Origin of the sequence: Paenibacillus sp. AN1007 (assembly GCF_040702995.1) — a bacterium.
GTDB lineage: Bacteria > Bacillota > Bacilli > Paenibacillales > Paenibacillaceae > Paenibacillus.
Genome location: NZ_CP159992.1, coordinates 475,516 through 488,689 on the forward strand (window position 1 = coordinate 475,516; position 13,174 = coordinate 488,689).

General features: G+C 47.5%; 13 protein-coding genes. 6 read left to right on the forward strand and 7 right to left on the reverse strand.

The genetic code is table 11. From position 1 onward, the window contains the following. Positions 1–1,020: 1,020 nt before the first annotated feature. Together ABXS70_RS02125 and ABXS70_RS02130 are read right to left on the reverse strand one after the other, a co-directional pair. Entirely contained in the window at positions 1,021–2,070 is a 1,050-nt protein-coding gene (locus tag ABXS70_RS02125) for a glycosyl hydrolase 53 family protein (RefSeq protein WP_342552688.1), read from the reverse strand. Positions 2,071–2,464: 394 nt separating this feature from the next. Further along, positions 2,465–2,692, reverse strand: coding sequence for a hypothetical protein (locus ABXS70_RS02130; RefSeq protein ID WP_342552687.1), 228 nt, complete (start codon positions 2,690–2,692; stop codon positions 2,465–2,467). Positions 2,693–2,939: 247 nt separating this feature from the next. On the opposite strand from ABXS70_RS02130, the gene ppk1 reads away from it, so the two are divergent. Next, entirely contained in the window at positions 2,940–5,021 is a 2,082-nt protein-coding gene (gene ppk1 / locus ABXS70_RS02135; RefSeq protein WP_342552686.1) for a polyphosphate kinase 1, read from the forward strand. Here ppk1 and ABXS70_RS02140 read toward each other — a convergent pair. Continuing rightward, a complete protein-coding gene (locus ABXS70_RS02140; RefSeq protein ID WP_366293556.1) occupies positions 4,981–6,507 on the reverse strand; it encodes a Ppx/GppA phosphatase family protein in 1,527 nt (508 codons plus the stop codon). The two genes, ppk1 and ABXS70_RS02140, sit on opposite strands and share 41 nt — an antisense overlap. Positions 6,508–6,536: 29 nt before the next feature. Next, positions 6,537–6,791, reverse strand: coding sequence for a hypothetical protein (locus tag ABXS70_RS02145; protein ID WP_342552684.1), 255 nt, complete (start codon positions 6,789–6,791; stop codon positions 6,537–6,539). A gap of 236 nt (positions 6,792–7,027) precedes the next feature. On the opposite strand from ABXS70_RS02145, the gene ABXS70_RS02150 reads away from it, so the two are divergent. Both ABXS70_RS02150 and ABXS70_RS02155 read left to right on the forward strand, forming a co-directional pair. After that, positions 7,028–7,687, forward strand: coding sequence for a YheC/YheD family protein (locus ABXS70_RS02150; protein WP_342552683.1), 660 nt, complete (start codon positions 7,028–7,030; stop codon positions 7,685–7,687). Between the two features lie 355 nt (positions 7,688–8,042). Further along, a complete protein-coding gene (locus ABXS70_RS02155; protein WP_024632651.1) occupies positions 8,043–8,186 on the forward strand; it encodes a sporulation histidine kinase inhibitor Sda in 144 nt (47 codons plus the stop codon). 21 nt (positions 8,187–8,207) lie between these two features. Here the strand turns inward: ABXS70_RS02155 and ABXS70_RS02160 are convergent, their stop codons facing one another. Next, positions 8,208–8,459, reverse strand: a complete 252-nt coding sequence (locus ABXS70_RS02160) for a hypothetical protein (protein WP_342552682.1) — start codon at positions 8,457–8,459, stop codon at positions 8,208–8,210. A 77-nt stretch (positions 8,460–8,536) separates the two neighbouring features. Further along, positions 8,537–9,538, reverse strand: a complete 1,002-nt coding sequence (locus ABXS70_RS02165; RefSeq protein WP_342552681.1) for an NAD(P)/FAD-dependent oxidoreductase — start codon at positions 9,536–9,538, stop codon at positions 8,537–8,539. A gap of 507 nt (positions 9,539–10,045) precedes the next feature. Here ABXS70_RS02165 and ABXS70_RS02170 point away from each other — a divergent pair. Both ABXS70_RS02170 and ABXS70_RS02175 read left to right on the forward strand, forming a co-directional pair. Further along, complete coding sequence (locus ABXS70_RS02170) at positions 10,046–11,239, forward strand: NAD(P)/FAD-dependent oxidoreductase (RefSeq protein ID WP_342552680.1); 1,194 nt, start codon at positions 10,046–10,048, stop codon at positions 11,237–11,239. Next, complete coding sequence (locus ABXS70_RS02175; protein ID WP_123064683.1) at positions 11,236–11,490, forward strand: hypothetical protein; 255 nt, start codon at positions 11,236–11,238, stop codon at positions 11,488–11,490. Before ABXS70_RS02170 ends, ABXS70_RS02175 begins: the two co-directional genes overlap by 4 nt. A gap of 408 nt (positions 11,491–11,898) precedes the next feature. Here ABXS70_RS02175 and hemQ read toward each other — a convergent pair whose 3' ends face one another. Next, positions 11,899–12,645 carry a hydrogen peroxide-dependent heme synthase gene (hemQ, locus tag ABXS70_RS02180; RefSeq protein WP_342552679.1) on the reverse strand — a complete coding sequence of 249 codons (747 nt, stop codon included), beginning with the start codon at positions 12,643–12,645 and terminating at the stop codon, positions 11,899–11,901. Positions 12,646–12,871: 226 nt separating this feature from the next. Here hemQ and ABXS70_RS02185 point away from each other — a divergent pair, with 226 nt between their 5' ends. Continuing rightward, positions 12,872–13,165, forward strand: coding sequence for a YuiB family protein (locus tag ABXS70_RS02185; RefSeq protein WP_342552678.1), 294 nt, complete (start codon positions 12,872–12,874; stop codon positions 13,163–13,165). Positions 13,166–13,174 lie beyond the last annotated feature (9 nt).

A 13,174-nucleotide genomic window follows, 5' to 3' on the forward strand; every position in this document is an offset into this window, starting at 1 on the left:
CCATGAAGCTCCCACCAGTGACCCAAGTACTCAATACATAAGGGAGTGCGGCAGTGCAGTTTAACGGCAAAAGGCGCCATCCCTAAGGAAGAGCGCCTTTTATTTTGTATTCACTGTCCGGTGAAATACCGAAGCACGTTTTAGAAGCCCTTGCTTAAGGAGCGGCGCGTAGTGGAGGGGGCGGGAGTGATTCTGAAGAAGCGAAGCGCTCGCGTTTGCCCTCGGATTTCCCCCAATTGAAGGGGAAATCAAAAGAAATCCGAGGACAACCAGCGATCGCAAGAACACCCCGCCCCCGGAACGTCCCCCCGCAGCGTCCTCCCTCAATGTTTTATCTGCCTCCGTGGAATACCGAAGCACGTTTTAGAAGCCCTTCCTTAAGGAGCCGCGCGTAGTGGAGGGGGCGGGAGTGATTCTGAAGAAGCGAAGCGCTCGCGTTTGCCCTCGGATTTCCCCCAATTAAAGGGGAAAATCAAAGCAAATCCGAGGACAACCAGCGATCGCAAGCACGACCCGCCTCCGAAACGTCCCCCCGCAGCGTCCTCCCTCAATGTTTTATCTGCCTCCGTGAAATACCGAAGCACGTTTTAGAAGCCCTTCCTTAGGGAGCCGCGCGTAGTGGAGGGGGCGGGAGTGATTCTGAAGAAGCGAAGCGCTCGCGTTTGCCCTCGGATTTCCCCCAATTAAAGGGGAAAATCAAAGCAAATCCGAGGACAACCAGCGATCGCAAGCACGACCCGCCTCCGAAACGTCCCCCCCGCAGCGTCCTCCCTCAATGTTTTATCTGCCTCCGTGAAATACCGAAGCACGTTTTAGAAGCCCTTGCTTAAGGAGCAGCGCGTAGTGGAGGGGGCGGGAGTGATTCTGAAGAAGCGAAGCGCTCGCGTTTGCCCTCGGATTTCCCCCAATTGAAGGGGAAATCAAAAGAAATCCGAGGACAACCAGCGATCGCAAGAACACCCCGCCCCCGGAACGTCCCCCCGCAGATCCAACCCCCGTAAAGGCTTCTAACCCCCGTGCTTAGTCAATGAACCCTTCCATGGTAGCCGTTGGCATCATATTGGACTGCCAAGCTCCTTTGCCATAGCCGCTGTTATAACCTGGTGTGGCCTGCGGCTCCCAGTAGAACACGCCTTTACCTTTGCCATTTGGCAGATTGCGAATTTGATTTTTCATCGCAGCAACAAAGCTTTTACCTGCCGCTGGCTGATTGTTGTCCATACCAATTTCGGAAATCATGATTTCTTTGCCATAACGGTTGATCATATCTTTTGCATTGTTGACAGTGTTGGTCACCGCTGTATTCCAACCCGAAGCGGAAGGATAGAGGGACATGGCGATCATGTCAAAGTTAGCTCCATTGTTGATTAAGCCGCCGATATTCCAGACGTACAGGGCGTTATCATCGCCGCCAGCCAGATGTACAATCGTTTTGGTACCGCTGCTTATGGATTTTACTGCGTTATGTCCTGTATTTACGAGCCATGCATAATTTTTCATGTTAACTGAAGCTTTGCCATCATCCCACAACATGCCGTTGCTGGTTTCGTTGCCGATCTGTACCCAGTCTGGAGTGACACCTTTGCTCTGCATGGTCGTCATAACGTCACGGGTATAACTCCAGACAACATCCATCAACTGCTGGAAACTATAGTTTTTCCATGCTGCCGGTTTCGTTTGCTTGCCCGGATCTGCCCAGGAATCACTGTAGTGAAGTGTCAGCATGACACTCATGCCCGCATTTTTGGCACGCTGTGCGAGTGCGGCAGCGCGGTCTTTATTCATATAACCGTTACCGTAATCATTCGATGGATTAACGAAAACCCGGATGCGGACAGAGTTGATCTGGTAATCCTTTTTCAGAATATCAATGATGTCGCGCTGTACCCCGTTTTTATCTTTCCACTTGTACCCCTGAGCTTCCATGCCGGGAACCCAGCTGATGTCAGCTCCTTTGGCAAAACTCGGCGCAGCACTGGCGTGCTGGCCCGCTGGCAGCAGAACAGAAGTAAACAGCAAAACAAAAGCCAGCAGAATACTTGTTTTGAAACCCCTTACATTTTTGAACATTACAACATGCCTCCTCGGTTATAAGTTGGGATAGATTCATCCTCATTATAGCCTCCGGAAATCACACGGCTAAAGGGTCGGTTTCCAATATTTTGGTTGTTTTCTTAACCTCTATGCCGAAATCCTGCTTCGTTCATTTCCTGCATAACATTCGAATGAGCTTAAAAGACAAAACAAAAAGCCGTCCGAAGACGGCTTTTCTACCCGTGGCGCTTTTTAAAACATTGATCCGTATCCCGCGCCTCCACACACCCAATTTATTTGGAAGTAGTGGATCGGGTAAGGGACACGTTCAACATGACATTAGAAATGTTGACGCACCTCCTTTCCTTGTGGCAAGAGTATACAACACTCTGTTTAAGAAAGCTAGTCCTTTTTTCATGATTACGCAAATTTATTTTTCAGTTTGAAACATCGTCGTTTCCCGTGCATAATGGCTCTTCGTTCCGTTCTCATTGCAGATCCGCACGCTGTCATCACTAATCTTCTCAACAATGCCGCGGCCGACTTCACAATATACACCTGCGGGATCTTCCTGCCAAGCGGTAACCACACATTGGGACAGGGCAGCGGTGAAAAACTCGATATTTTTTTGCAGTGTTCTAGGTTTATTCGATTTCATAAGATACTCCTTTAACATAACGTAAATTTAGGACAATAACGACAGCCGGTCAAATCACACTGTATCTCACTTTACCTTGTCTATTGGCCTTTGTAAAGGGATGGAAAAACTTGCGGTCATGAGTTATCATTTACATAAATTTAACACTGCGTTAACATTCCGATGACGCTTGGAGCCGATTACGAATAGTACAATTATAGTAGAAGATCAAATAAGAATTGATATGCATTACATTCGGAGGCCATACATGCACAAGGATATTAAAACAGGCAACTATGTTAACCGTGATTTAAGTTGGGTTGAATTTAATCGGCGCGTGCTTCAGGAGGCACAGGACCCTACAACGCCTATGCTGGAGCGAATGAGGTTCCTTGGTATTGTTGCCAGCAATCTGGATGAGTTTGTCAGTGTCAGGCTCGCAGAGACCAAGGAGAAGATCAAGGCTGGATTCACGCAAAAAGATTTCACGGGTTATACGCCCTCGGGGCTGTACCGCAGATTGATTAAACGAACCGGGGCCATGGTCACGGAGCAGTATAAAACATATCGTGAGCTCATTCGCCTTCTCGCCAAGAAAGGCGTACACATCCAGGAGTATGTGGACCTTAATGTAACACAGCAGCGGGCAATGGACCAATATTATCATGACATTATTTTCCCGGTGCTTACTCCCATGGCAATTGACCAAAGCCGGCCGTTTCCGCTGGTTCATAACAAGTCGGTATATCTATCTGTTATGCTGCAAAAAGAAGATGAGCAGGATGGCGAGCCGTTCATGGCCATCGTGCAGGTGCCCTCCAATCTTCCTCGTATTGTGAAGGTTCCACTGCGGGCTAACAGCAAAAAGAAAACGTTCATTTTGATTGAAGACCTGATTAAACATCATATTCATACCTTGTTCAGCGGATATGTGTCACTGGCTGTGCAGGAGTTCAGAGTAACCCGCAACGCCGATCTCTCTATTAATGAAGAGGAAGCGGAAGACCTGCTTGAGGCGATAGAAAAAGAACTGCGGCGCAGACGCCGCGGAGCGCCCGTCAGGCTCGAAGTGTGCAAAGATTTCCGGAGTGACGCCCTGCAGGAGCTTCAGGATGAATTTGAAATTCAGGACCCGGTCTTTGAGATTGACGGACCGCTTGACCTAAGCTTCCTGGCTGGATTTGTGGACAGCCTCGAAGGTTTCTCCCATTTGAAGTATAGTCCAGTACAGCCAGTGTACCCGCCTGAGTTCCTGCCAAGAGAGAGCCATTTTGAGTTGCTGCGCAGACGAGATGTACTGGTTCATCATCCATATGAATCCTTTGAACCCGTGACGGACTTTATTCTGGAAGCTTCAGAAGATCCGCAAGTTCTGGCCATCAAGATGACGCTGTATCGGGTGAATGGTGACTCACGTCTCATTCCTGCGCTTGCTTTGGCTGCAGAGAGTGGTAAGCAGGTTACCGTCGTTGTAGAGTTAAAAGCCAGATTTGACGAAGAACGCAACATTGCATGGGCCCGCAAGCTGGAAAAAGCAGGATGTCATGTTGTCTATGGTCTGGTCGGTCTGAAAACACATGCGAAGATTATTCTGGTTGTACGTCGGGAGCAGCAGGGGCTGCGGCGTTACGTTCACGTGGGCACGGGCAACTACAATGAGAGCACTGCCAAAGTGTATACGGATGTGGGCCTGTTCACCTCTAACCCGATCATCGGTGAGGACGCGTCTGAACTGTTTAACGAGATTACCGGTTATTCGGGTCCGAAGGCACTGCAGGCATTCCGGGTTGCGCCGGATGGCATGAAGGATGAACTGTTTGCGCTGATTCAGCGTGAAACGGAGCATGCGCTTCAAGGCAGACGTTCCCGAATTATTGCCAAAATCAACTCCTTATCTCATCAGGATATGATTGATCAGCTATATGCTGCTTCTCAAGCAGGGGTGCAGATTGATCTGATTGTCCGCGGGGTATGCTGCCTGCGCCCTGGCGTAGAAGGACTCAGCGAGAATATTCGGGTCATCAGCATCGTAGACCGTTTCCTTGAGCATTCACGGTTATTCTATTTTGAAAACGGGGGCAATCCGGACGTCTTCATTTCCAGTGCTGACTGGATGTCTCGGAACTTGAACCGCCGTATTGAACTGATGTGTCCTGTATTTGATCCTTCCTTGAAGAAGATGCTGGTGGATATTCTGAATCTGTCCTTGAACGACAATGTGAAGGCCAGACAGCTTATGCCTAACGGTAATTATATATTTGTAAAAAATGAAAAGCCCCCGCTGAGAAGTCAGACGGAGGCTATGGGAATTATCCCTTGGAAACCTGCTGAATGGAGTGTTTTAACGTAACTCCCCAGGCTTCCTGTAAATCTTTGACGGCATCTTCCAAGCCGTTTAGTTCCAGTAAAGGCTCGTCTGTACAGGTTAATGTGACCTGCAGCGAGTCTTTTTCTTTGTGTGCGTGAATGGCGGCGATGCTCTCCGCACGGTTGATCGCTTCAGCCGCACGAAGCAGCGAACCGATACGGTGGGCATGCTGTACATCCGAATCTTTTAGAATATCCTCATGTTTATGCAGCAGTTGAGGTGTTCTTTTCTTTGGATGATAATCGGCTGCTATGGCACTAAGGATCGTTTCCCTGTGGGATAGACCGTAGATGCTTGCGTTCATAATCCAGTATGCCGAATGCTGTGTATATCGAAAATAGTTAATCTGTTTGCCGGCCATGTGCAGCATGGAAGAGGCGTAGAGGATCCGCACATCAGATGGATCAGGTGCAGCCTCCTGTAAAGCAGTATACAGCGCAACCGCATCCTGGTGAATCCGGTTCAGGCGTTTCTGTGGGATAGGTGGTCCGTAATGAAGGAAGTTGCGAATGCTGTCCTTCAGTGCGTCCGGTGCGGCAGGCTGGCCGGAAGCCAAATAATCCCTTAGCAGCCCATCACGAAGCCCTGCGCCGCTCACGACATAACGATCTCCCCGGATGATGCGGAAGACGGTGCGCAGAATCAGTACGCCGGGCACGATAATGTCAGCCCGATCCTTGGCAAGTCCGGGCACCTTTTTGCGTTGAGTCGAAGTCAGGTAGGGAAGGGAGCGAGCGATGTGTTCCATCGCTTCCTCTCCAATTTCATAATGGTGTGTCACTGGCAGCGAATACTGCGTCCGTTTTTGTTCCACCTTTGCAAGCGTACGCATCGTACCACCCAGTCCGATCAGCGGCAGACCGGGATGCTCTCGCATCCAGTCCTGTCCCTGCAGCGCTTCGATGACTTCACTGCAAAGTGCTTGTTCGCTGGCATCAGTCCATTGATCTTCGCACCCATAGCGGGCATGTGAATTCACAGCGCCGATGGGCAAAGATACACTGTGCAGCCTTTCTCGATTGCGGAATAACGTAATTTCCGTACTGCCGCCCCCGATATCCACCACAAAACCATCCGCCAAATCAATGGATTGAATCACACCCAAAAATCCGTAATAAGCTTCCCGGTCCCCAGAGACACATTCGATCGTAAGTCCGGTCTCGCTCTCCAGCCAAGCAATAATCTGCTCCGCATTGACCGCATTACGTATAGCTGCCGTTGCTGCAGCCCGAATCACTTCGGTTTGATAGGCCTCACAGGCAGCTTTGAACTGCCGCAGGACAGTGATGGCTGTCGTTAAAGACGGCCGCTGAATGGTGCCATCCGCTTCTACAACCCCGCTAAGCCGGGCAGCATATTTGTCTTCATGAATAATGCGGTAGGCACCCTCTTCATCAACCTCATAGATTACCAGGCGAATGGAGTTCGAGCCAATATCAATAATTCCAAGTGTTTTATTCCGTGTCATAAATATCTCCCTTCTACAGAGGTGTTAAGTTATCCGTAATGGTACAGGACAGCCAGAGCTTCCGGTGAGCCTGGAGGCGTGGCAGAGAAGGGGGTTGTCAGCATAACAACGATGATAAAGACGATGAAACAGGCGAATATAATACAGCTCAGCGCAAAGCCGCGATTACGTTTTTTGATAAACAGACGAATACCGATGACGAAAAGAAGTACCGTGACCGCGACCAGTACAACCGACATTGCAAAATAGGCTACGCCATAAAGTGATTTGAAAAATGCTTCCATGTCTTCTGAACGCTCCTTAGATCCTCATTTTTAGCCAATACAAGTCATTCTTTAGTAGCATACGACAGATTGAATCGTTTGAAAAGCAAACCGGCTGCTGTCCCGGACTTCTCTTCACTAAACGGGACAGGTTCCACGGAAAAGGGGCCTCCGCCTTGGACAATCATCCAAGAGAATCGTTCATGGGTTGAGTATGTATAAGGAAGGACTATTTGTTTGTGAAAGGAGATCAACCTATGTCGAGACAGTTAGCAAGTAAATGGCGGAAGACGGCCGCATTAATGAGATATCCGGCAGCCGCTGCGCATATTCCACAGACCAAGGCATTTAATGCTGTTAATCTGAAGCACATGCTGCAGCGTTACGGAATGGTATATATTAAACCAATTGTGGGCGGCGGAGGATATGGCGTAATCAGAGTATCTGCAAGCGGTGGGGCTTATAGGTATACACATATGAAGGTCAGCCGTTCATTCGCAAGTTTTGGGCAGATGTATCGTTCTCTAGTAAGAGTAAAGGCCAGACGAAGATATATGATTCAACAAGGGATTCATCTGGCGACCATTCATGGAAGACCTGTGGATTACAGAGTCAAAGTAGTTAAGACAGAGCAGGGCTGGGTATTTCGTTCTTTAGTTGGAAGACTTGCCCGCCCGGGTCTGTGTGTAACGAATCTGAGCAAGGGAGGAACGATGCTGTCCGGCAAAAAAGCACTTGCCTTATCGCTGCCTCACATCGCGAATCGGTATAAACGTCAGGAGATGCGTTCGCTGACGCTGACCTGTACACATATCATGGAAAGCCAGTTCCCGGGCGTGGGGCAGCTGGGATTTGATTATGGACTCGATCACTCCGGCAGAATATGGATTTTGGAAGTGAATACCAGACCTCAATGAAAATGGATGGAAAGACTAAAGAAACTGCAGGAAAAACCGATAGTATATACAAGAGAAATTGCATGGAAAGCGTTTGAAAATTTTCACTTTTGGGTAATACAATCCGAGAAACGCTGGAAAATATGAAAATAGTTCTAAAATTTTGTTTATTCATAGTTCGATAGGGTGCTTATATGTCCTGTGTATAAATAATGTCCACATTATCCACTGTTATATATTCTATGTTTTTTCCAATTATCAACAAACTATACACAGGATTTCCACACAATGTTGTGGATAACAAGAACGCTTGTTCTCTTTGCGGATCTCTGATATGATGGTTTTGAGGAAAAAAAAGGAAAGGTTGTGGCGGGAAATGGCTATGTTATCCGATGAGATGTTGTTGGATTCCTACCATAAAGCGATCGAACTGGATCTCGAACGAGATTTCATCGCGCTGCTTTTGGCAGAAATCCATAAGCGCAAACTGGGTACCGACGTATCTGCCATTCTTCACTAGAGATCCTCATTGCAGGCAATGTTACAGGTTTCCGGACGGTTCCCATAATGAAATAGGCAGCAGCATGCTTGTCTGACAATGGTGACAATACATCAAGTGATTGCAAACGTTCTCGGTTTCGTCTGCCATGTCAGAGGAAGCCTGAAGCTCGTAGGGGCTGTATGGTCCGGTGTAGTCGTCCAATTTGCCGCATTCTGACAGTCCCTGAAGGCAGTGGGGACAAGCCTGCTCCGGTACAACCAGACCGTTACACAGCGGGCATATATAAGACAAGGGTATCCCTCCTGATTATGTGAATGCTCAGGAGTAAGATACCCTTTTTTGTGCCCAATTATGTGATTATCTATATATCAGCGTTTCATGTTACTGCTGTGTCCAGGAGACAACTTGGCATCTGGATCGAAGTATACTTTCGCATTGTTCACTGCGGTTGGAGCTTCACCGAAACCAACGGCAATCAGTTTCAGCTTGCCTGGATACGTTGTTATATCGCCGGCAGCAAAGATGCCAGGGATGGAGGTTTCCATGCGGGAGTCCACGACAATGGAATTGCTGTCGATCTCGATTCCCCATTCGGCGATTGGACCAAGGGAGGATACGAAACCGAAGTTAACAATGACATCATCCACTTCAATTTCTTGAGTTTCTTTGGTCTTAACATGAGCGAGAGTGACCTTGGTGATGGTATCATCCCCGTGAAGTTCCGTAATTTCAGTCGGTGTTACGACGTTAACTTTGGAATTCATGAGGTTTTCCACACTGTGCTCATGTGCACGGAACTTGTCCCGGCGATGAATCAGAGTCACCTGCTCGGCAATTGGTTCCAGCATAAGTGCCCAGTCTACAGCGGAATCTCCACCGCCGCTAATCAAAACTTTTTTACCGGCAAAAGCGTTTAAATCACTGATGAAGTAATGCAGGTTGGTCTTCTCAAACTTCGCTGCACCTTCGAGTTCAAGGCGGCGAGGTTCAAAGGCACCAACACCAGCCGTAATAATTACGGCTTTGGCATGATATTCATTCTCATCTGTCTTTACGATGAAATGCTGTTCATCTTGTTTCTCCACCGATACTACTTTTTCTTCCAGGCGGATGTTCGGGTTGAAGTGGCTCATCTGTTCGATCAGGTTATTGACCAGCTCCTGAGCTGTAACTTTAGGAAAACCGGCTACATCATAGATGTATTTTTCCGGGTAGAGGGCAGCAAGCTGTCCGCCAAGCTGAGGCATACTTTCAACAAGTGTTACGGATGCCTGACGCATACCTCCGTAAAATGCAGCGAAGAGGCCCGCAGGACCGCCGCCGATAATAAGTAAATCGGTCATTTCATGACCGGTAGTCTGTGAAGTCAACAATCAACAACACCTTTCTTATTTTAATAGGTAGAGACGAGTGACTTATTTTGCAAATTACATCACATCATCTGCTGGGGTTCCAAACTGTCCTTCCTATTATAAACGGTGTAATCTGGGTTGCAAAGTTAGCTGGATCACTAATTCGTTAATAATTGATGAAGTTCTGGTGAGAATAGGATGAAATTGGAAATGAAAGGTTATGAAAAATAACAAAAAAAACCTTGATCTTTGCGACAAATCCAGATATCCTTGACCTGTACTATGTGCTTTTTTTGTCAATATTAGAGTGATGACGTCAGGTCGATACAACCTTCGCGTTTTGTGGAAACTTGTGGTTAATTTCACAACTAAAATCGATGATTTGCGTATAGAAATTCAAAACCATTCATGAAGTTTACATTTCTCGTCATAATGGATAAGACCTCAGCAATACTTGTAAGTAAGAGCATTTTGCATTCCACCTGCTGAAGGAAGGATGCGAGCGAAACCGGAAGGAGTACAGATATGAGCAGCATTCCCAAAATCGTCATTCTCGGAGCGGGATATGGCGGCATTCTGACAGCCCAGCGGCTGCAGAAGGAACTGAACTATAACGAAGCCGACGTCACACTGGTGAACCGGCATGATTATCATTATATTACAACCCATCTACATATGCCGGCAGCAGGCACGGATAAAATAGAACACGCCAGAGTTTCTATATCCAAGCTGATCGACGAGTTCAAGATTGATCTGGTGAAATCGTCTGTGAAAGAGATTCGTCTTCAGGACCGTAAAGTCATTCTGGAGGATGGAACATTGTCCTACGATTACTTGATTATTGGTCTGGGCGGGGAGCCTGAGACCTTTGGTATACCCGGTATGCTTGAACATGCGATGACCATTCGCAGCATCAACTCCGTAAGGCTGATTCGTGAACACATTGAATATCAATTCGCGATGTACAAAAACGATAATAAACGAAACCGTATTCGATTCGTTGTCGGCGGTGCAGGCTTCAGCGGCGTTGAATTTGTCGCTGAACTTGCAGATCGTATCCCGCAGCTGTGCAGAGAATTCGACGTTGATCCGAAGCATGTACATATTTATAATGTCGAAGCGGCACCTTCTGCGCTGCCGGGATTTGATCCGGAACTTGTGGATCATGCGATGAACGTGCTGAAGAAAAAGGGCGTGACATTCAAAATTGGTGTTCCGATCAAACAGTGTCTTCCCGATGGCGTTATTGTCGGGGAAGGCGAGAAGATCGAAGCTGCCACCGTGGTATGGACGGGAGGCATTCGGGGCAATTCGCTGCTGGAACAGGCCGGCCTTGAAGTAATGCGCGGACGTGTGAAGGTGGATGAATATTTGCGTGCGCCGGGGCATGAGCATGTATATGTAATCGGTGACAATTCTCTTGTATTTAACAAGGAAGGAAGACCTTATCCGCCGACAGCACAAATTGCGATGCAGCAGGGTGTGAATTGTGCCAAAAATATTGTCGCCGCCATCCGCAGCAAACAACCTCAGCCTTTTGAGTTTACCAGCAAAGGTACGGTAGCCTCATTGGGGAAAGGGGAAGCCATTGCCGTCGTTGGCGATAAAAAGTACAAGGGCTGGAAGGCAGCACAGCTGAAAAAGCTGGTGGATCTGCGTTACTTGTTCATTATCGGTGGCATTCCGCTGGTCCTGAGGAAAGGACGGTTCTTTGGATGAGACATTGCAGTGTGCAGGTTCGCGGTCTGTTAACCCGTGAGGAATTGGATCGCTACAACGGTTTGATGCAGGTCGGCGGTTATTTGGAGGAACAGAATCAGTATGACCTCGCCTACATCGTTCAAAAAGAAGTGGACATTCTCATTCTGCCAGCGATTGAGCGGTTGAAGGAAAAGAGCCGCGACCGTGATCGCGCAACAGCCGAATTTCTCGAATCACTGAAAGCGGTTGATGAAGAGGAGCAGGATTAAGATCTCATATAAGTTAAACAAGATTGAGTTTACACAGAGCACTCCGATGACAGAATAACCTTTCAATCGCTGTTATCCCCAGATTTTTTGGATTCCTTTTTGTCAAAGGGGAAAATTCGGTGATAAGCGTATGCTTCCGATGCAGCTTTCTTACAGAAAGCTTTTAAGCGACCGCTTCGCTTTTCCGGGTTTTTCTGCCTTCTCCGTTTTTTGTGTAAACAATTAGTTCACCTTATATACACCCAAATCATGCTTGAAGTACGTAATAGATATAGAAAAAGCACCGCGGAATAATCCTTTAAAGGATATCCACGGTGCTTTTGTTATGCTGTACTGAAATAAAAAAATCATCCAGCCTGCTTGATATAGGAGGCAGGCTGGGCGATCCATGCCATGTATAAAAATAAATTACAGTTTCAGCATCTCTTCCAGCGTGCTTTCATTTAGCAAGCTTCCGACATAGAAGGAGCCAAATTCGCCATAGCGTGCACTTACTTCATCAAAACGCATTTCATATACAAGCTTTTTGAATTGAAGTGCATCGTCTGCGAACAGGGTAACGCCCCATTCCCAATCATCAAAACCGACAGAGCCGGTAATGATCTGTTTTACTTTTCCTGCATAACTGCGGCCGATCATCCCGTGACTGCGCATCATTGTACGGCGCTCGTCCATAGACAGCATATACCAGTTATCGTTCAGCTCACGCTTTTTGTTCATCGGGTAGAAACAGATATATTGACGCTGCGGGAGCACTGGTTTCAGGCGGGCAACAATGTCCGGATTTTGCATCGGATCTTCGCCCTCTTTGCCAAGGTAGTTGCTCAGTTCAACGACGCTGACATAAGAATATGCTTTGGTTGTGTATTGGGCAAAAGTCGTTTTATTGAAGGCGTTCTCTACAGCTTTCAGATCTTCAAGCGTTTCACGCAGGTGCATCATGACAAAGTCTGCTTTCTGGCCCACCACCGTATAAACAACCGTGCTGCCTTGAGAAGCTTCCTCTACGTTTTTCCATTCATTCCAAAATTCTTGAAGCTCGTCCAGGGCAACAGCGCGTTCTTCATCATCGGCTGCTTTCCAGGCGGTCCAGTTCATTGAGCGGAAATCATGCAGGGCATACCAGCCCTCCAGGGTTGATGCGGCTTCGTTCATGGATTTTGTTCCTCCTGCAGGTTATATTTACAAATCCCGGTAAAGGGACGGTTTAATGCTTTATCGTATATTGTATCCCATCAAGAAGCCGAAGGGCAAATGATCTTCTGGTGAACATCGGCAGATTTGTCCAGAAAGTTCGTTGCTTCGCCACATTTTTTGCGGTAAACTTACTACTATCAAGAGGGAAAACCGAAAGTGTGAAAGAAGAGGTGAGTGTCAGCCGATGCAGTTCATACCTGTGCTCGTACTAATGGTATTATTTTTTGTTATGATGTTTGGTATCGGTTTCATTTTGAATATGCTTATGAAGACCACCTGGTTTCCTTCCTATTTGTTCATCATCGTAATTCTGCCTGTGGTCGTATACTCCTTATGGGATCAATCTTCTACGCTCATGTCACATCTGGGATCATTCCAACTGGTCGATTACATGACGGGTGCAGCGGGTCTCGCGGGAGCAGTCATCAGCGGCTGGGCGATTCAGAAGCTGCGTCTGGGCGGATATCGGATGTTCTAATGGCTGGAA